Raw genomic sequence first — 18,095 nt, forward strand, 5'->3', positions numbered from 1 at the left:
ACTCACACTACATTCACAAAGCCAGTCCAGCGCAAGAATCAGTGCCCATCTGTCTTATTCGCCGCCGATATCCATTCCGCCGAAGTTCGAGAAGCGCGCAAAATGGCCCTGGAACGCAAGTTCCACCGAGCCGGTTGGCCCGGAACGATGCTTGCCGATGATAACTTCAGCGGGCGGCGCTTCCATTCCCGCTTCTTCAGCATCGGGGCGGTTGATGAGGATCACGACGTCCGCATCCTGTTCCAGCGATCCCGATTCACGAAGGTCAGAAACCTGCGGGCGGCGATCGTTGCGTTTCTCAGCATCACGGTTGAGCTGGGAAATCGCGATGATCGGGATCTCGAGCTCCTTCGCCAGAAGCTTGATCGAGCGCGAGAACTCCGAAACTTCTTGCTGGCGAGATTCCGGCGAGCGCCCGCCGCTCGTGAGGAGCTGCAGGTAGTCGATCACCATCAGCTCAATACCTTCCTGCTGGCGCAGGCGGCGCGCCTTCGCACGGATCTCGCTCATCGTGAGGTTCGGCGAATCGTCAACGAACATAGGCGCATCGCCGATCCGCTCGATTGTCTGTGCGATGGTTTCCCAGCCCTTTTGATCGACGTTGCCGCGAATCAGATCCCTCAAGAACAGTGAACCCTCGGCGGCGAGCACACGCATCATCAGTTCGTTTCGGTTCATTTCGAGAGAGAAGAAGGCAACCGGCTTGTTCTCCCGAATCGCAGCATGGCGGCAGAAATCCATTGCGAGAGTGGATTTACCCATGCCGGGGCGCGCGGCCACAATAATCATCTGCGACGATCGCAAGCCGGAGAGCACGTTATCCAGATCGGTGAAGCCAGTAGACAACCCTGCAAGCCCACCGTTACGCGCTGCGTTGGCTTCGATCTCTTCGATCAGCCCGGGCACCACTTCGCCGATCGCCGCATAATCCTGGGAGACACGCGAGGAGGTCATCGCGAACATCTCTGATTGCGCCTTGTTCAGCAGTTCGGCAACATCACCGCCCTCAGTGCTGTAACCGAGTTGCGCGATACGCGTGCCTACCTCGACCAGCGAGCGCAACTGCGCCTGCTCACGAACGATCTGCGCGTAATACGTGGTGTTTGCGGCGGTCGGCACCCCGGCAACCAGTGTGTGTAGGTAGGCGCGTCCGCCGATCTGCTCAAGTTTTCCGCGGCGATCGAGTTCGCCGCCAACCAGCACCGCGTCGGCCGGTTCACCTCGCGAGAAAAGGTCCATGACCACTTCGAAGATGGTTGCGTGAGCCGGGCGGTAGAAATCGTTCGCCCGCAACACTTCCACGACCTCGGCGATCGCATCCTTGGACAGCATCATGCCGCCAAGCACGCTCATCTCTGCCTCAAGATTCTGCGGCGGTGTGCGCTCAAAGCTCGAGTTTGCAACGACTTCGCTCACGGGGTACCTCTTTCTCTCGGCCCCCATCATATCCGCCACCTACGACAGTTTTTCCGGTTCACTTTTTTCTCACATTCCCGACGCCGGAGCCCGGCGATTTTGGTCCGGTACCCGACGTTCACCAGTCACTTGGTCAGCTTAAAAAGTTTTAAGTACACTTCATATTTTTCTATTTTCGAGCAAAATTTTAAGTACGTTCAAAATTTTTCATTCCCGACGCCGGTGCTCGGCGCACATACGCAGGAAGAGGTGTCTCTCCAGGGCTACTACTCGGGCGAAGCAGGGCGCGCTTCGGGCGACTCGGGGTTAGCGAGCGCATGACGCCAGACACGCGCCTCGAGCGCGGGATCTCCGCGCGAGCTCGTACGCCTCCGGCGGAGCCCACCGAATGCGGACGCAGCCGCCCCCTCCCCACCGGCGTCCGACGTCACCCTCCCCACCGGCGTCCGACGTCACCCTCCCCACCGGCGTCCGACGTCACCCTCCCCACCGACGTCGGGAGCGCCACACCACCCACGCCGCGAGCGCCCTTAATTTCCGCCACAAATCGGCGTAAGCTGGAAAGAACTGTTTACACGCGCCACCTTGAGGAACCGTATGTCGAAAACCTTCCATTCCCTGCAATTTCCGAACTACCGCCTGTGGTTCACGTCGAACTTTTTCTCGGCGACGGCGATGTGGGTGCAGCGCGTGGCGCAGATTTGGATTGTGCTGACGATTCTGACGGATAATTCGGCGATCGCGGTGGGTATCGTGACGGCGTTGCAGTTCGCGCCGCAGATTTTCCTTGGCCCGCTCGGCGGCGTGCTCGCCGATCGCGGCAATCGCCGGCGCGTGATCCAGATCGGCCAGATCATCATCGCTACGCTCTCGCTAATCCTCGGAATCCTCGTGGTGACGGAGGCGGCGCAGCTGTGGCACGTGTATCTGCTGGCGCTGATTGCGGGCACGTCGGACGCACTGACGTCGGCCACGCGCAACACATTCGTTTCGGAGCTGGTGCCGCCGGAGTCGCTGCCGAACGCGATTTCGCTGAACTCGACGGCGTTCAACATTGCGCGCCTGATCGGCCCGGCAACCGCTGGCGTGATGATCGACTGGTTCGGCGCCGGCTGGGTGCTGATCGTCGATTTCGCCCTGTTTTTCATCCCTGTTGCCACGCTGGCCGTAATGCGCGCAAAGAACTTCTTCCCGTTCACGGCAGTTCCGCGCCACAAGGGCATGATCCGCGAGGGCTTCGCATATATCAAAAAGCGCACGGACATCCAAGGCATCCTGATCTTGGTTGGCGTGATTTCGGGCCTGGGCTTCAACTTCCAGATGACACAAGCACTCATGGCAACCCAGGTTTTCGGGCGCTCCGCCGGCGACTACGGTCTGCTGGGTTCCGCCCTTGCGATCGGTTCGCTTTCGGGCGCTTTGCTTGCGGCGCGCCGGGCGGCTCCGCGCTTTTCGTACATTTTGTTCGCGGGTTTCGTTTTCGGTTTCATGTCGATCGGCGCGGCTTTCGCCTCCAACTATTGGGTGTTTGCCCTGCTCATGGTGCCGTGTGGTTTCCTCATGCTCACGTTCCTCATCGGCTGCAACACCCTGATCCAGACCTCCGTTCCGCCCGAGCTTCGCGGGCGCGCGTTGGCGATCTACTTTGCGATCAACTTGGGCACGACGCCGGTGGGCGCGATTCTCGTGGGCTGGGTTGGCGAGCATTTCGGTGCGAGGTGGTCGCTGGCGATTGGCGGTATCGCGGCACTGATCATTTCACTGATCGTGTTCGTGTGGACGAAGTCGCATTGGGACGTGGAGCTTCATCGTTCGCGCCACTGGCCATTCGTGTCGATTAACGGTCCGCGCGAGCGCGCGCACCTGACCGATCAGGAGAAGGCGGATCTGGCGGCGCAACGCGTGCGCCGCGGCGACGAACACGCCACCGAATCCTGAGTTTGGTTACAACCCCATCCAGGCTTCGCCGCGCACGCGCCACAGCATCGTGGCAGCGCGAGCGCCCATGAACACGAGCGCGTAGCCGCCCCACAGCAGCAGCATGCCGAGCGTGCCGGCGTCCCAGAACAGGAACGCGGCGGCGATCGGCGCGAACGCGGCCAGCGCGAACACCATGTAGCGGGCAAGGGCGCGCGTATCGCCGGCGCCGATGAGCACGCCGTCGAGGATGTAGGCCACGGCCGCCACGGGCATCGCGGCGGCGGTCACCCACATGGCGTTGCGGGCGACGGCCTGCACGGCGCCGTCGGCGGTCATGATCCACGGCACCACGAACGCGAGCGCCACGTAGGCCGCGCCCACCGCGATCCCGGCGCGCACACCCCACGCTTCGCAGCGGCGCAGGATGCGGTGCACGTCGCGCGTATCTCCGCGCCCGAGCCCTTGGCCGGTGAGGATCTGCGCGGCGGTGGCCAGGGAGTCCATGCCGAAGGAGGCGAAGTTCCACATGGTCATCACGATCTGATTTGCGGCGAGTTGTACGGTCCCGAGGCTGGTGGCGGCCGAGATTTGGAGGATGAGCGCGGCTCGCAAGCACAGGGTGCGGATCACGAGCGGGCCGGCGTCGCGCAGAGAGCGCAACACTCCGCCTCCCGACGGCGTCAGCGCGGCCTGGTGTGTGCGCGCGAGTTTCACGACAGCCCACGTGAGGTATGCGCCCATCGCGGTTTGCGCGATTGCGGAGCCGGCGCCCGCTCCGGCAACTCCCCAGTCGGCGCCGTAGATGAGGGCCGCGTTGAGGGGGATGTTGGCGAGTGCGCCGGCGGTGGCTGCTTTGAGCGGGGTTTTCGCGTCGGCGAACCCGCGCAGGGTTCCGTTTGCGGCGAGCACGAGGAGCATTCCGGGCAGGCCGGGTGCGGAGGCTCGCGTGTAGGCGACGGCTTGTCCGGCGACGTCGGGGGCCGGGTTGAATAGGCCGATGAGCCCGGGCGCGAGCGCGAACAGGGCGACGCCGAGGCCCGCTCCGAGTGCGAGGGCGAGCCACATACCGTCGATTCCTTGGCGCAGGCCCGCCGCCGGTTTGCCGGCGCCGACGAGGCGCGCGGTGGCGGCCGTCGTCGCGTAGGAGAGGAAGATGCAGATCCCGACGAGCGTGCCGAGCACGGTGAATGCGAGCGAGAGGCCCGCGAGCTGCGCGGTGCCGAGGCGGCCGACCATCGTCGAGTCGACGGCGATGAGCAGCGGTTCGACGAGGAGCGTTGCGAGGGAGGGTAGGGCGAGCGCGAGGATTTGGCGGTCAAGTTCGCGGCTAGAGAGCGGTTTGTGTGTCATCGTCTCCACCCTACCGCGTTCGCTGGTTTTCGCTCGGTGCGCGGAGCCGTGGGTGTTCGGGACCGGGCGTTCACTGCTGGGTGTTCGGGACCGGGGTGTTCGGGACCGGGCGGGCCTGCAGAGCTAGAGCATCCGCACGAAGCCGGGCGGGGCAGACAAGGCCAGCTGTCCTACCGCACGAAGATCAGCTAGCCTACCGCACGAAGAGCGGGATCAGCAGCGTGGCGAAGTATCCGCCTGCCATGAATGGGCCGAAGGGAATGTGTGTTTTTCGGGTTGCGCGTTTTGTGAGGATGAGGATGATTCCGCAGGTGGCGGCCACGAGGTAGCACGCGATGGTGGCCACGATGACGTGCCCCCATGAGAGGTAGCCGAGGAGTGTTCCGAGACTGAACGCGAGTTTGACGTCGCCGAGGCCCATTCCTTTCCCCCACGAGATGATCACTTGGGTGAAGTAGAGGGCCGTGAGTGTGAGGCCGGCGAGGAGGGCTCGCCCGATCGCGTCGGAGTCGGCTTCGAGGATCCCGACGAGCACGACGGCGATCGCGCTTGCGAGCCCGAGGGGGTAGGTGATGGCGTTGGGGAGCCGGTATTCGGCGATGTCGATGGCGCAGAGTGCAACGATCGGTGCTGTTGTTGCGATCAGCGCGACGGCAAAGGCTGGGCGACCGTTCCAGGTGATGGCGAGGAGGGCCATGATGCTGGCCGAAGCGAGGAGCACCCCGAGGTTTCGTCGATTCGCTCGTGGTTGCCAGGAGCGGGCCGTCAACTGGGTGTTCGAGTTGGCGTGATCGTTCGGCGCCTGTTTATTTCGTGAGGTGGACATCGAATTGCTTTGCGATCTCGGATGGTGTTGAGAGGAGGTCGATAGAGCCGTCGTCGTGGAGGCGCACGTTGACGGAGACTTCGCCGCACATGATCTCGCTTTCCACTGTCAGTTCGTCGTTATTTTTTGCAGCGTCGACTGGCGGTTGATCCAGAAATTCGCTGTCGTCACCGGCGTTGTTTTCCGCGTCGTGCTTTGCCTGCTCGAGTTGTTGGGCTCGTTCATCAACACGTTCTTGAAGCTTTTGGGAGACGGTGAGCAGGTTGCAAGTGCCGAGCGTTTTCCCTGTTGTTGCGGCGGCTGTTGCTCGCTCGTATTGTCCTGATTCGAATTTCTGTGTGCTTTGCACTGTGACGCTCACGCGGTTGCCGTTCATGGAGAGATTGGTGAGGTGAGCGTCGTTTTTGGCTGCGAACTGGGCAGCTGATTCTTTCGGCGAATCTACTGCGCCGCTGGTGAGTAGGTGGCCGTTGAGGTCCGCTTCGATGGTGGGCACAGCTTGATCGACGATTGCTTTTGCACCGGCTAATGCCGACGAGTCCGCGGCCGCTTGCAGCCGATCCATCTGATCTCCCATGGTGGCGACACGTACGACGTAGAAGAAGCCGAACGCGAGGAACAGGAGCGACGCTCCTATCACCATGATGATCATCCCGCCGCCGCGTTCACTGCGAAGCTTCGTACACTGCATCTTCTCGGTTCGATTCATCCAGATATACCTAGCTTCCCCTTGATACGCCTATTTTCCACCCAAGATCCGAATTGACTTGCCAACCTTGTCAAGATCCCCCTTGCGAGACTCTTCAAAAATCGCAAGTACAGTAATCACTCTCTTATCTGAAACAGGTATGAACCAAACGCGTCCAGGCACATCATCAGCGCTCACTTTAATGTCCCAAAGATCAACCTTAACTCCGTCGATCACCGGATAAGTGAAATGGGTATCTTTTACCCCATAACGTGAGAAATCGGTGAGAAATTGCGCTTGCGCCATCTCGAGTGTTCGCATCATTTTATCGCTTTTGACCATAACGTAATTTGACGACCCCTTCAATCGAGAAGGCGCTTGATGCACGTTCGCCCATGTGGAGACTTCTGGCGTGTTCTCTAGATCCTTCGGATAAGCAAACTCCACCAGGTTATCAACTTGATCCTTCACCCAACCGTCAGGAACCTTCGGTTCCGTACCTCCACCTTTTTCACAGCCGGTAGCAAGCATGAAACACAACGCCACAACAACACACCACAACTTCTTATTCCTCATTCGACAACCTCTATTCTAATAACACCATAATTAACTTTGGAGGATCATTTCGAGTGATTTGCTTTCGGAACGTAAGGTACTAGTTCCCTTCGACCGTTACTTATATTACTAAGCGCCAGTGCACTACCCGCCACCTGGTCTTGCTGGTCAATCTGGGTCTGATTATGAACAACCCACCAATCGAAGTTCCAACCGTTCCCTTCTCGACTCGACCGCTCAGTACTTAATTCTTGAGTGTAAGCAGAGCCATGCAGATAGAGCGCGCGAGCAAGGGGATTGTCTCCTTCTGGGAGCGACTCATAGATGCCGCCATGACGCAAAACGTCGTACATCATCATAGGGTGTTCGATCAACATACTCGTCTTCACATTCATCATCTTCTCCAAATCTGAACGAAGTTTGGCGTCTTTGATCTTCGAAAGGTCAATTGTGGCAGTCGTGACAAGCGTCTTCCGTTTTGTGTCGCGATCCCCAACCCCCGCGTCAGTAAATAGCTCACGAGAAGTGACCACACGCAGAGATATCGCCTTACCAGATTTATCCCAGACAGGCTCGACCATAAAACCCATATCAGCTGATGCCTCCGCAAATACTTGCGGAAGGTCTTTCGGCTTCGTTTTTATCGAAGTGCTACGACCGTTTTTCCCATTATGCGTGAGCTTTCCTTGGATTTTAGACTTGACTGAAGCCTCCGCCGCAGCACTCAACATACCCGATTCCATAGTCTTGAAATTCCCCGAATTTTTCTCTCTCAGCCAAGAAACTGAAGCGTCAACTTTCGCTTTTGCTACCGCTTTCGCCTCATAAGGAATTCCCACCTCAATTTCGACATTCTTGCCAATTTCCGCATTCTTAGTCAGGGAAGTGCCCTCGGGTGTCTTCAGTTCTAATTCGATGTCTGCACCAACTTTGCCTCGACCACCACGCCATTCCTGTCGGACATCGCTATGCCTATTAATAACCTCTTGAAGCTTCGAGGAATCAGGATTCGCTTTGTAGTCTTTGTAAGCTTCCTCAACGTCGCTCAAACACCGAGAGTCTTCCGATTTACATTCAAGGACTTGCTGGGACACATAGCCACCACCGGCGGCCACATTCCCCTCAAGTTGCTGTTCGATAGCTTTAGTCTTTCCCAGCCCCGGGCCCAGCTCGAGTTCAACGCCCTTTCGCATGATATAGAGGAGAGTGGCCGATCCATCGCTATGACTCTCAAACCCAACCTCATCCGAGGATTTATAGTCCGCGGAGCCATTAATCACTCCCGTCTTCCCAGATAAGCCGCGAGTTGCACTATCTGTTGTTATTTCTTTATTTACAACAACTTTATCGGGCGCGAGATCCTCTGCAACGGATGTTGCACATACGGCGTTGTCGCCGGTGATGATATTGGAGAGCATGCACCCGAGCTGGCGGCCAACGCCCGTCGCCGCAACCACCATCAAGGAAATAAGCAGCGCCGCAACAACAAACATGCCCACGTAGCCAAGCGCAGACGCACCACGCTCACCACGCCACGACACCACCCCACGCCACCCCCGGCAACTCGCTTCACCAATCACGAGCATGTTTACTTTCCACCCCAGCTGATCGCTACGCGACGATTCAACGCACGCCCCTGCTCAGTATCATTCGACGCAACAGGCTCCTTCTCACCCTTACCACTCGCCGTAATCTCGACGCCAGGGAGGGCTTGACGTAGAACACCCGCAACAGCACTGGCTCGAGCCTCAGAAAGCTTTTGGTTATGAGCATCATCAGCCACAGAATCCGTATGACCCACAACCTCAACCTTCGCCGTACCCGCAGCCTTAATCCGAGCAACAGCCCTATCAATAATCGCCTGAGCCTTACTTGTGAGTTCAGCCTGATCCGGAGCAAACAACACCGACGCATCCAACTCCACACCCGAACCCGTCTCAGTCACAGCACCCTCAGACACCGCAAAATAAACATTGTCTACAGGCTGCTCAATAGCACCAATATTTCCAATTTTAGTTTTCTCATATGAAATAGATTCATCTATTTTTTTGAGCCGTTCAGGCGAGAAAGTAGCAGGATCTTGCCATCCCTCACCCAGCTTCACAAAATCACCATGAGCAAGCTTCTTTCCCGCAGGGAACGAATCGCTAATCGGAACATCTTGAACGAGCTGATTATCAGAAAGCTCAATATCCACACTCGTCGTTGTTTTATCAACAAAAGGAAACAGTGCCCAACCCGTATACGCGAACTTATTCTCCGACACCTCAGAGGGCAAACTATCCGAGGGAGTGTTTAATTCATTCACAGTCAAATGGTATTTCTTCGCCTGCATATCAAGGATAGAAAACCCCCGAGCAAGAGACAACCGCCAAGGGCTGGGGCGCCCAGCACCACTCGAGAACATCCCCAAATCGTCCAGCCCACGCGCCCCTTCAGGCAACACAATCGAATAATGCAACAACACACCACGATCCGTCCGAGTCAACCCATGAATCGTGGTGATCAGCCCATCCTTATGCTCGAAATTTGACACATCCAACGCCACATTACGCGCAAGAACCGGCACATCCGCCGTCCCCGTCGGAGCTTTCTCCGGACCACGGTCAACCTTGACCTTGACCGTCTGGTCACTCAACGGTGACACCACCTCCACCTCAGAAATACCCTTCGGCAACGGCGGATACGCCACAAAACTCGGACGCGGCTCAGCAAACATCGCAGTAGGCACAGCATCAACAACGCTCCCCGGCTTACCAGCGACTGAACTGTTTAGCGCTAGCGGATGGTATATTTTCCCATCGGCACGCAAAACGGGAGCATCATCATAACTCAACCGATCTCCGACATAATTATCCACACTTGGATGCGTAAAAGCGAGATTCACCCGTGTCGAATTCTCACCGGCCCGTACAGAGTAAACATGGATCTTCCCACCATTAAAACTTCTCTTCCTGCCCTCAGCCTTCGTGATCTCCATCGACCCCACAGGCTCTTCCAACTTCGGCAAATCAGAGCGCACCAACGCCGTCGCCGCCCCCGCATCCAACGCGCCACCAGCCTCGGAAGAGGCAGAACCCGAAGCAACAACAGCACTGCCGGACCCTTTCGAGCTAGCCCCTGCAGAACATCCTGCAATAAGTGCGGCTACCGCAACTCCTGTACATAACGCTAATTTCAACCGCTTTACCATCTTCCACCTTCACGAGCAGATGACTAAGTTCATTAATACGTACGGCGGTGCCCATCAAAATCAAATCTCCGTAGACACCGCCGCATGTAATAGCTGCTACTTATTTCGCGCCTATACCCTTGACAGCATCTGTGATCTTACTAACTAGAGACTTACCGATCTCCGTGTCCACAGCGGTAATAATCGCAGCAACAATCGCCGCTGCAACGAGGAACATACCGACATATTCGAGAGCGTCGGCGCCGCTCTCTCGGCGGGCTTCCAAGCGATCTAGCAGGGAATTCTTTGCAATGGTGGCCTTCACCGAAGCACGAATAAGAGCGTTATTCATATAACACCTCCAAGGATTGAAAACAGTCGCAGCATCACGTTTCCGCTCTACCGCATCTTGCACTGGCACAGTAGCACTAATCCGCCGAACAATATAAAGAAGAATCAAAAATAATTGTCACACAACGGATCTGCCAGGCAATTTCGAAATAATTACAGGCGGCACACAAGAAACACTCAGACTGATGCGTAATATATGTACGAAGCGCATCTCATGCGTTCATACTCTTGCACACTCACCAGTGAGAGAAAGCGAATGTCAGCGGATCTACTTACATCACCAATTCACCACTCCCAAATATCAGACTTTCCAGTCTGGATGAGTGGAGAATCACAACACCCATTCACGGTATTGAACACCACACAGTCACGGTATTCAGCCATGGTGGGGGCAAACAGCGCACTCCCGCTCCTCGCCTATATCCAGCAACAACACCTCCCACGGATCATTCTTCTCTATAGCGCGCACCAATCAGTTCCCGCACACTACGTTGCGTCGATTCTCGAAACACAGCTCACACACGTAGACATCGTCTTCCTCAAAACCCGCACGCCAGCGTCGACGTCGCTGACTTTCCTTAACCACGCACTCGATTGCGCAACGAGCACAACACAGGCACTCGACTACTACAACCAAATCGCCAGCTCAAGCATCTCCGGAACGCTCACTCGATCGTTGTTCCACAAGGCAGACCACGGGTTCAACGTTCCCACCCTGCTGAAGTCACTCGTCTTTCGCAAGCACGTCATCCTCAACGGCCCGCCACAACAAATCCAAAGCGCATCCCAAGTTTTAGCGTCCGTTGATCCGTCGCGTGTCACGCTCACCTACTACACACACGACTCGGCACTTCCGGCTGCCTACCGACAATTCATCCAATCGTTCCCGAATTCGCGTCAGCTCCCCGCCGTCGCGGAACACAACCAGCGCAACACAACTCTCGAATTCTTCATCGTCGGACCGGAACCACTCAAATTACGCCAGCCGATCGCACAGTGCCCCCGCTGCCATCACGCTCTCTACAGCGAATACTGTCCCATCTGTCACACACGCCCACACCCACGTCGGAGGTCATGAGCACATACTGAACCGTGCACGAAGCCAACAATCCGAGAAAAACCCTCGGAAAGTCAAAGGCATCCTTTTCCTTATACTCGCCGCCGTGCTCGCCGCGCTGGTGTTCGGGGCTATGTCGATCTACGTCAAAACAATCCAATCGCAGGTCGGCGATTTCATCACCATCTACGAAGCCAAAGACGAAATCCCGCCGTTCACCTCCCTCGACGAAACACTCCTCGCTAAAAAGCGCGTCCGCAAACGTTGGGCATCGGAAAGCGCCCAGGTATCACTCAACGCACTCCAAGGCCGGCGCATCGGATTCACGGTTGAGGCTGGCACAACGATTAGCGCGACATGCTCGTTCCCAACTCTGACATTGACCCGAACGAACGCGAAATCGCGATCAACGTCGATTCAGTGACCGGCATCGCCGGCCGCATCCACACAGGCGACCACGTTGACGTCTACGCCGTTTTCGGCGACGTTCCCGGCCTGACAAAACAGGTACAAGTGATCGCTCGCGATATCCGCGTGGTCTCCGTCAAAGGCGAAAAGACAGTACAGGCCGAAAAATCCGGCAATGTCTCCGAACAGAACGTCATCCCCGTCACCGTCGCGGTTCCAACGAACACCGCACTCGCAATCACATACGCAGCGAATTTCGCGAAAGAAGTCCGCCTCGTTGGGCTCCCTCAAGACGGAGTCATTAACCGCAAGGGCGACAAGAGCCTATTCGACGCCCAAAATCTCGGTGGCAAAAAAGTGGAGGAACACCGCTAATGTACAAAGCGATCATTGCCGTTACTGACACACATGTTGAATCCGACCTTCGCGGCATGCTCAGCGAAATCGCGAGCGTGGGGATCGCAGGGATGGCGAAAACCCCTGGCGAATTACGCGATTACTCCCAGCGTTTCCAGCCCGACCTCCTCTTCGTTCCCGAGATCTTCGGATCCGCACCCAGCCTCCCGCTCGTCAAGGAACTGGCAATCCGCCACCCCGCCACTGCGATCATCGTCCTGTCACAAGACCGCACGGAAACCGCGCTCGTCAAGGCACTCGAAGCGGGCGCGAAATCGGTAGTGAGCTTCCCCATCGGCTACGAGGATTTCCGGTACAAAGTGAACACAGCGCTCGACTGGTCATCGCAAATGCGCGAAGTGATTCACGGCGCCACCGAAACCTCCGCCCGATCTCGCGGGCGAATCCTCACACTCACCGGCGCCAAGGGCGGGGTAGGAACCACCACACTCGCCACTCACATCGTGACAAGCATCATCAACGATTACCCAAACCTCAGCGTGTGCCTCGTTGACCTGGATCTCGAGAAAGGTGACGTCTCCTCAGCACTCGACGTCAAGCACACCACCTCAATCGCCGATCTCGCAATCGTCTACAAGGATCTGTCCTCGGCCACTGTGCTGGACGCGGTGATCGACCACGAAAGCGGCGCGCATCTCCTTCTCGCACCCAGCGACGTACGCCAAACGGAGCTGATCTCCCCTGAAGCAATTCGCACCATCCTCGCGTTACTGCGCCAAGAGTTCGACGTCATCGTCGTCGACGCCGGCGGATACGTTTCGCCCGCCCAAGCAACGGCAATCGAGGTTGGCGACGTCGTCGCTACCGTCACCACTGCCGACGTCCTGTCGATCCGCACGATGAAAAAACGCGTTTTCGCATGGGAAAATCTCGGGGTCTGCCAGGAACGCGAGCTCAAGGTGATCGTGAACAAGACCGACCGGGGTTCGTCGTTTCCCGTCGAATCGGTGGAGAAGCTCACCAGCGCAGCTGTGCTCGCGCAGCGGATCCCGCTCAGTGCGCGCACGATCGAGCCGGCGCTCGTCAGCCGAGATCCTCACGCCGTCACCGACACGAACTGGTGGAAGTTAATTGCAAACATCCGCAACTCCCTCTTCGACACGCACCTGCGCACGCTCAGCCTGTCGGCGTCCGGGCACGCTCGCACCGACGGTCTTCCCGACGCCGGAACACCGGTTGCGTTCAACACCAACCGCCAGCCCCGACGTCGGTGGCTTAGCCGGGTGCAGAACCAAACGAGCGAGTCCGGCGCCATCTCCCTCGAATTCGCGGGAGTATTCACAGTCTTTCTCATGCTCCTTGCCGTCCTGTGGCAAGGAGTGGTCGCCGGCGTCTCGCACCTGTGGCTTGCCCAAGCCGCAACAGAGAGCACGCGCGAATACGCGATCTCTCAAAGCGTGGGCCGGGCCGAGGCAGCGGCCCGCAACACAATGCCAACCGCATTTGCCGACCATCTGTCCGTCACACAACTCGGCGCCGGCGCCCACGGGCAAAAGCTGAAAATTCAGATCAATTTGCCGCGCTCCATGTCTTTTATCCAGACGTTCAGCACCGAACGCGACGTCGTCACGGAGTAAAACGCGATGAGGAAATCAATCAAATCCGCCACACGAAAAAGCCGCGAGCGCGGAGCATCGTCCCTCGAATTCGTCGGCACATTCATCGGGTTGCTCCTCGCAACGCTCGTCGTCATCCAGCTTGGGATTGCGGGATGGGCGATCATGCACGTCACCGACGCCACACGCGACGGCGCGCGCCTCACCGCCATCGGCCACAACGGCGAATTGTTTATCTCGAGCAGACTTCCGAACTCAATCGCCATAACACGCATCGAATGTTCCTCGAACACCACCGAAGCGCGATGCGTTGTGCGCGCAAAAGTTCCCTCTCTCCTTCCCCAGGTTTCGTTCGGTGAATTCACTCGCACCGTAACGATGCCGCAACTGCACTAGGACTCATTCATGTCAGCACGTAGCTACCAGACCTTCGTCGGGAAAAACCAGATCGTTAGCACACGGCCCGACAACACCGAATCAGAAAACCTTGTCACCACCTTTCACCGCATGCTCCTGAGCGAAGTAGATCTTCGCGAGCTGAGCAAACTCGAAGTAAATCAGAGGCGTGCACGCCTCGAGCGCGTCCTCGCCCATCTCGTCTCACGCGAAGGGGTGATTCTCTCCACCTCGGAGCGAACACGGCTGATTCGCCGAGTTGTTGACGACACGGTGGGCCTGGGCGCTCTCGAACCGATCTTGAACGACTCAACCGACAGCGAAATCATGGTGAATGGACCCGACACCATCTATGTGGAACGCGCCGGCGTGCTCCAACGCTGGGAGGGGTCCTTCGCGAACGACGAACAGCTGCGCCTCACGATCGACCGCATCGTCTCCGCCGTCAACCGCCGAGTTGACGAGTCGAACCCAATGGTCGACGCCCGCCTCCCAGCCGATGCCCGCCTGCCGCGAGGCGCGCGAGTCAACGTGATCCTCCCGCCGCTGTCGCTCAACGGCCCCATCATCGCGATCCGCCTGTTCCCCGAGGCGATTTCCTTAGCGAAACTCATCGAATGGGGCTCGCTCAACCGCATGACCGCCCACTTCCTGGAAATCTGCGTCAAAGCGCGTCTCAACATCGTCGTCTCGGGCGGAACCGGATCCGGCAAAACAACGATGCTCAACGCCCTGTCCTCCTTCATCGGTCACGGCGAACGAATCATCACCGTTGAGGACGCCGCCGAGCTGAGCCTCGACCAGCCGCACACGATTCGCCTCGAAACCCGCCCCGCCAACGTCGAAGGAAAAGGCGCCGTCACAATCCGCGACCTCGTCCGCAACGCGCTGCGCATGCGGCCGGACAGAATCGTCGTCCGCGAGTGCCGCGGAGGCGAAGCCCTGGACATGCTGCAAGCGATGAACACCGGCCACGAAGGGTCCCTCACAACCGTTCACGCCAACTCCGTGACCGACGCCCTCGGCCGGCTCGAAACCCTCGCCTCGATGTCCGACGTCGACATCCCCTTCGAAACGGTGCACTCGCAGGTCAACTCCGCGATCGACGTCATCGTCCAACTCGAGCGCGCCTCCGACGGGCGCCGGCGCGTCACCAACGTCAGCTACATCGATTCCGACGGTAGCGCAGAATTCCACGCCGTCCCCATCGGGACATGGGAACGCACGCCGCTCTGCGAGGGGTTCATCACGCAGCCGATCCCGGAACAACTCCGCGAACGTCTCCTCCTCGTGGAACCGGAACTCGACAGTTGGTGGAAATGATGGTAATCCTCCTTTCGCTTGCCATCACGGGCATACTTCTGCTGGCCACCCTCGGCATCTACCAGTTCATCGCGCTCGTTTTCGACCGAATGTCCGCGATCTCCGCGGCCACGATCGTTGACACTTCGGGATCACCAACCGTATATCAGGTGATCAACAAGCGCCTCGAACGCACCAAGCTCGGGGCCTACATCGGCATCGAACTCGAACGCGCGGGCTCGCGGCGCACCATCGTCGACGTCGTCGCCGCCGCCATCGGGCTGACCATCGTTTTTACGGCAACCATTTGGGTGCTCCTCGCTCCAACTCTCGCCGTGCTCGGGCTCGGCGCAGCTGTAATGACGATTCGCCTGTTTCTTCAACGCCAGCAGCAGCGCCGGCTGACGAAAATCATCGCGCAAATGCCCGAAACGGCGCGCGTGCTCGCGAATGCCTCGCAGGCCGGGCTTTCCCTTGCCACGGCGATCGAATTCACCGCTTCCGAGATTTCTGAACCCTCACGTAGCGAGATGCAGAAGATCGCCGACCGCCTCACATTCGGCGTTTCGGCCGAGGACGCCCTCGAGGAGTTCCAGCAGCGCATCGGCTCCCGCGAAGTCGGGCTGCTGATTTCTACCCTCATCGTGTCGGCGCGATCCGGGGGTCACCTCGTTTCCGCGCTCCACGATATTTCGATGAGCCTCGAGCAGCGCAAAGAGATCCGTCGCCAAATGAACACGATCCTGTCCGAATCGAAGACGACGGCGAATTTCCTGGTGCTCGTCGGTATCGTCGCGCTACTCGTTATCAACCTGATGTACCCCGGGACTGTCCAAAAAATGACGACAAATATTATCGGCATCGTCGCGCTGCTGGTGAGCGGCGGGCTGTTCGCGTTCGGCTGGGTACTGATCCAAAGGATGGCGCGAATCGATGCTGAGTAATGACCTTTTCCCGTTAGTCATTGGGCTCGGTGCAGCTTGTGTAGTCGTTTTCACCCTGATCGGTGTCCGTCTGTGGGTGGTGCAGCCGCTGACGACGACGGCGCTGGAGCTCAGTATCGAGGGAGACGAACTCGCCAACTCGCTCAAGCCCAAGGAATCGTTTCTCATCCGCATCGGGCGACCATTCGTTGCGTATCTGCGTCGGCTGCTTCCCTATTCCGCGATCGCGGCAATCCAGCGCAAGATCGACCTTGCGGGCCGCCCGAAGGATGTATCCGTCGATTCGGTGTTAACCACCTACGCGGGGTTGGGAATCCTCTCGCTTCCATTAGCCACCATGTACCTCCTGCAAGGTAGCTACCTGCTAGCGGCGTTACTCGTGGCACTCGTAGGAGTCTTGCCGATGATGCGGCTCACGACTGCGGCGCGCAAGCGACGCGAAATGATCAACCGCGACCTGCCCGATTTTATGGATGTTCTCGCCGTGACCGTAAGCTCCGGGGTGGGATTCCGAGCCGCGCTCGCCACCGTCGCCACGCGTTTTGGAGGGCCGCTCGCCGAGGAACTCGCGATGACCTTGGACCACATCAATAACGGCTTCTCGTTGCGCGTGGCGTTCAGCGCGATGCGCGCGCGGACCGATTCGGAAGCGGTGAACGAATTCGTGTCTGCCTATATTCAGGCGGAGGAGCTCGGCATTCCCTTGGGTGCGACGCTACGGCAGATCGCGTCCGATATGCGCGACGCCTCAGCGCAGCGCAACTTACAGAGGGCGCATAAGATGACGCCGAAGATCACGCTGATTTCCACTGCGATCCTAGTGCCCGCGGTCATTATCCTCATCGTGGTTGGCATGTTCCTGGGGATGGACATCGACTTCGGGAACCTGTTCGGGAAGTGAGCGCCGTCAACCCTTCGATCCATAACTTGAAGTTTTTGGTGTGTCCCGGGCGTGTACCGAATGTATGGAAAATGCTTTTTATCCACAGGTGTGGAGAACGCTGTGCGCGGAATGGCGGGGTTTTCCCACCGAGTTATCCACCATTGTGGGTAACTGTGTGCAAAATTGTGGATAACTTTCCGAAAGTTTCCACAACTTGTCCACGAAACTCGCGGAATAATCCACAAAAAACCTTCAAGTTTCCACAGGGCCTGTGGATAACTTTTCGTAGCGTTCACGTGATCTCACTGCGATCACCGTTTATGGTTCGCCCGCTCACGCACTCCAACGCTGATAAAAAACTGTCCGCGAATATTCGCGGACAGTTTTCATCTCGTCATTGTAACGCCGTGGGTTCTTCCCAGGGGCGCCGATTGAGCTTGCGAGAATAGATCACGTAGGCAACAACGAGGACGAGCACAGCCAGCCGGGCCCAGCTGGAATGCCAAAACGCCAGCAGACCCATCGAAATCAGGAGTACACCGAGCACGAGCCCAACACTCTCGCGGCCCTTCCCGTACTCGAGCGCACGCGTCACTGACCAGCCAGCGAACAGCACGAGTAGTGCAGCCTGGATAAGCAGGATCCAAAAATCGGTGCTCGGATCGGCACTATTCTGTGTGAACGAAATCCCCAGCCCCGCCCACGCGAGCAACGGGAAGTAATCCGAGATCGCCGTCGTGGTTGTTGTGGCATTGTTCGGTGAAGTCATTGTGCGCTCCTCAAGTTGGCAGAACGATCTCAAAGCGGCGGGTGGAACTTTCCCCTCGCGATGAAAGAGACGCATCGGCCGTGCC

At 58.0% G+C, this 18,095-nt stretch carries 18 protein-coding genes; 9 read left to right on the plus strand and 9 right to left on the minus strand.

Annotation, left to right across the window (positions count from 1 at the left end; all coding sequences use genetic code 11):
• Positions 1-54 precede the first annotated feature (54 nt).
• The gene (gene dnaB / locus P8A24_RS08655; RefSeq protein ID WP_278058390.1) at positions 55-1,416 is read right to left on the minus strand and encodes a replicative DNA helicase; all 1,362 of its coding nucleotides are present in this window, start codon (positions 1,414-1,416) and stop codon (positions 55-57) included.
• 597 nt (positions 1,417-2,013) lie between these two features.
• Here dnaB and P8A24_RS08660 point away from each other — a divergent pair.
• A complete protein-coding gene (locus tag P8A24_RS08660; protein ID WP_278058392.1) occupies positions 2,014-3,354 on the plus strand; it encodes an MFS transporter in 1,341 nt (446 codons plus the stop codon).
• Positions 3,355-3,360: 6 nt separating this feature from the next.
• On the opposite strand, the gene P8A24_RS08665 is transcribed toward P8A24_RS08660, so the two are convergent.
• From P8A24_RS08665 to P8A24_RS08695, 7 genes are all read right to left on the minus strand, one after another.
• Positions 3,361-4,686, minus strand: a complete 1,326-nt coding sequence (locus P8A24_RS08665; RefSeq protein WP_278058395.1) for an MATE family efflux transporter — start codon at positions 4,684-4,686, stop codon at positions 3,361-3,363.
• A gap of 193 nt (positions 4,687-4,879) precedes the next feature.
• Positions 4,880-5,512 (minus strand): prepilin peptidase, encoded by a 633-nt coding sequence (locus tag P8A24_RS08670; protein ID WP_278058397.1) that lies wholly within the window; start codon positions 5,510-5,512, stop codon positions 4,880-4,882.
• Complete coding sequence (locus P8A24_RS08675; RefSeq protein WP_278058399.1) at positions 5,493-6,164, minus strand: hypothetical protein; 672 nt, start codon at positions 6,162-6,164, stop codon at positions 5,493-5,495. The genes P8A24_RS08670 and P8A24_RS08675 overlap by 20 nt, the downstream gene beginning before the upstream one ends.
• An 87-nt stretch (positions 6,165-6,251) precedes the next feature.
• A complete protein-coding gene (locus tag P8A24_RS08680) occupies positions 6,252-6,776 on the minus strand; it encodes a hypothetical protein (protein WP_278058400.1) in 525 nt (174 codons plus the stop codon).
• A gap of 44 nt (positions 6,777-6,820) precedes the next feature.
• Complete coding sequence (locus P8A24_RS08685; RefSeq protein WP_278058403.1) at positions 6,821-8,341, minus strand: hypothetical protein; 1,521 nt, start codon at positions 8,339-8,341, stop codon at positions 6,821-6,823.
• Positions 8,342-8,343: 2 nt separating this feature from the next.
• Positions 8,344-9,948, minus strand: coding sequence for an OmpA family protein (locus tag P8A24_RS08690; protein ID WP_278058405.1), 1,605 nt, complete (start codon positions 9,946-9,948; stop codon positions 8,344-8,346).
• 100 nt (positions 9,949-10,048) lie between these two features.
• Positions 10,049-10,279 carry a hypothetical protein gene (locus P8A24_RS08695; protein WP_278058407.1) on the minus strand — a complete coding sequence of 77 codons (231 nt, stop codon included), beginning with the start codon at positions 10,277-10,279 and terminating at the stop codon, positions 10,049-10,051.
• A gap of 381 nt (positions 10,280-10,660) precedes the next feature.
• Here P8A24_RS08695 and P8A24_RS08700 point away from each other — a divergent pair, with 381 nt between their 5' ends.
• From P8A24_RS08700 to P8A24_RS08735, 8 genes are all read left to right on the plus strand, one after another.
• Positions 10,661-11,356, plus strand: coding sequence for a hypothetical protein (locus P8A24_RS08700; RefSeq protein WP_278058409.1), 696 nt, complete (start codon positions 10,661-10,663; stop codon positions 11,354-11,356).
• Positions 11,357-11,441: 85 nt separating this feature from the next.
• Positions 11,442-11,759 (plus strand): hypothetical protein, encoded by a 318-nt coding sequence (locus P8A24_RS08705; RefSeq protein ID WP_278058411.1) that lies wholly within the window; start codon positions 11,442-11,444, stop codon positions 11,757-11,759.
• Entirely contained in the window at positions 11,693-12,118 is a 426-nt protein-coding gene (locus P8A24_RS08710; RefSeq protein ID WP_278058413.1) for an RcpC/CpaB family pilus assembly protein, read from the plus strand. The genes P8A24_RS08705 and P8A24_RS08710 overlap by 67 nt, the downstream gene beginning before the upstream one ends.
• On the plus strand, positions 12,118-13,737 hold the full coding sequence (locus P8A24_RS08715; protein ID WP_278058415.1) for a CpaE/TadZ family protein: 1,620 nt from the start codon (positions 12,118-12,120) through the stop codon (positions 13,735-13,737). Before P8A24_RS08710 ends, P8A24_RS08715 begins: the two co-directional genes overlap by 1 nt.
• A 6-nt stretch (positions 13,738-13,743) precedes the next feature.
• Positions 13,744-14,112, plus strand: a complete 369-nt coding sequence (locus P8A24_RS08720; protein WP_278058416.1) for a TadE/TadG family type IV pilus assembly protein — start codon at positions 13,744-13,746, stop codon at positions 14,110-14,112.
• A 9-nt stretch (positions 14,113-14,121) separates the two neighbouring features.
• Positions 14,122-15,435 (plus strand): TadA family conjugal transfer-associated ATPase, encoded by a 1,314-nt coding sequence (locus tag P8A24_RS08725; protein ID WP_278058418.1) that lies wholly within the window; start codon positions 14,122-14,124, stop codon positions 15,433-15,435.
• A complete protein-coding gene (locus P8A24_RS08730; RefSeq protein ID WP_278058420.1) occupies positions 15,432-16,358 on the plus strand; it encodes a type II secretion system F family protein in 927 nt (308 codons plus the stop codon). The genes P8A24_RS08725 and P8A24_RS08730 overlap by 4 nt, the downstream gene beginning before the upstream one ends.
• Entirely contained in the window at positions 16,348-17,259 is a 912-nt protein-coding gene (locus tag P8A24_RS08735) for a type II secretion system F family protein (RefSeq protein WP_278058422.1), read from the plus strand. Before P8A24_RS08730 ends, P8A24_RS08735 begins: the two co-directional genes overlap by 11 nt.
• 376 nt (positions 17,260-17,635) lie before the next feature.
• Here the strand turns inward: P8A24_RS08735 and P8A24_RS08740 are convergent, their stop codons facing one another.
• A complete protein-coding gene (locus P8A24_RS08740; RefSeq protein ID WP_278058423.1) occupies positions 17,636-18,010 on the minus strand; it encodes a hypothetical protein in 375 nt (124 codons plus the stop codon).
• Between the last annotated feature and the right edge of the window lie 85 nt (positions 18,011-18,095).

It is taken from the genome of Arcanobacterium wilhelmae (assembly GCF_029632765.1).
GTDB classification, from domain to species: Bacteria; Actinomycetota; Actinomycetes; order Actinomycetales; family Actinomycetaceae; genus Arcanobacterium; species Arcanobacterium wilhelmae.

Excerpts from the sequence above, each read along its gene's own strand:
- P8A24_RS08660 (WP_278058392.1), top strand. The coding sequence starts at position 2,014 with ATGTCGAAAACCTTCCATTCCCTGCAATTTCCGAACTACCGCCTGTGG.
- P8A24_RS08665 (WP_278058395.1), bottom strand. The coding sequence starts at position 4,686 with ATGACACACAAACCGCTCTCTAGCCGCGAACTTGACCGCCAAATCCTC.
- P8A24_RS08670 (WP_278058397.1), bottom strand. The coding sequence starts at position 5,512 with ATGTCCACCTCACGAAATAAACAGGCGCCGAACGATCACGCCAACTCG.
- P8A24_RS08675 (WP_278058399.1), bottom strand. The coding sequence starts at position 6,164 with ATGATCATCATGGTGATAGGAGCGTCGCTCCTGTTCCTCGCGTTCGGC.
- P8A24_RS08680 (WP_278058400.1), bottom strand. The coding sequence starts at position 6,776 with ATGAGGAATAAGAAGTTGTGGTGTGTTGTTGTGGCGTTGTGTTTCATG.
- P8A24_RS08685 (WP_278058403.1), bottom strand. The coding sequence starts at position 8,341 with ATGCTCGTGATTGGTGAAGCGAGTTGCCGGGGGTGGCGTGGGGTGGTG.
- P8A24_RS08690 (WP_278058405.1), bottom strand. The coding sequence starts at position 9,948 with ATGGTAAAGCGGTTGAAATTAGCGTTATGTACAGGAGTTGCGGTAGCC.
- P8A24_RS08695 (WP_278058407.1), bottom strand. The coding sequence starts at position 10,279 with ATGAATAACGCTCTTATTCGTGCTTCGGTGAAGGCCACCATTGCAAAG.
- P8A24_RS08700 (WP_278058409.1), top strand. The coding sequence starts at position 10,661 with ATGGTGGGGGCAAACAGCGCACTCCCGCTCCTCGCCTATATCCAGCAA.
- P8A24_RS08710 (WP_278058413.1), top strand. The coding sequence starts at position 11,693 with ATGCTCGTTCCCAACTCTGACATTGACCCGAACGAACGCGAAATCGCG.
- P8A24_RS08715 (WP_278058415.1), top strand. The coding sequence starts at position 12,118 with ATGTACAAAGCGATCATTGCCGTTACTGACACACATGTTGAATCCGAC.
- P8A24_RS08720 (WP_278058416.1), top strand. The coding sequence starts at position 13,744 with ATGAGGAAATCAATCAAATCCGCCACACGAAAAAGCCGCGAGCGCGGA.
- P8A24_RS08725 (WP_278058418.1), top strand. The coding sequence starts at position 14,122 with ATGTCAGCACGTAGCTACCAGACCTTCGTCGGGAAAAACCAGATCGTT.
- P8A24_RS08730 (WP_278058420.1), top strand. The coding sequence starts at position 15,432 with ATGATGGTAATCCTCCTTTCGCTTGCCATCACGGGCATACTTCTGCTG.
- P8A24_RS08735 (WP_278058422.1), top strand. The coding sequence starts at position 16,348 with ATGCTGAGTAATGACCTTTTCCCGTTAGTCATTGGGCTCGGTGCAGCT.
- P8A24_RS08740 (WP_278058423.1), bottom strand. The coding sequence starts at position 18,010 with ATGACTTCACCGAACAATGCCACAACAACCACGACGGCGATCTCGGAT.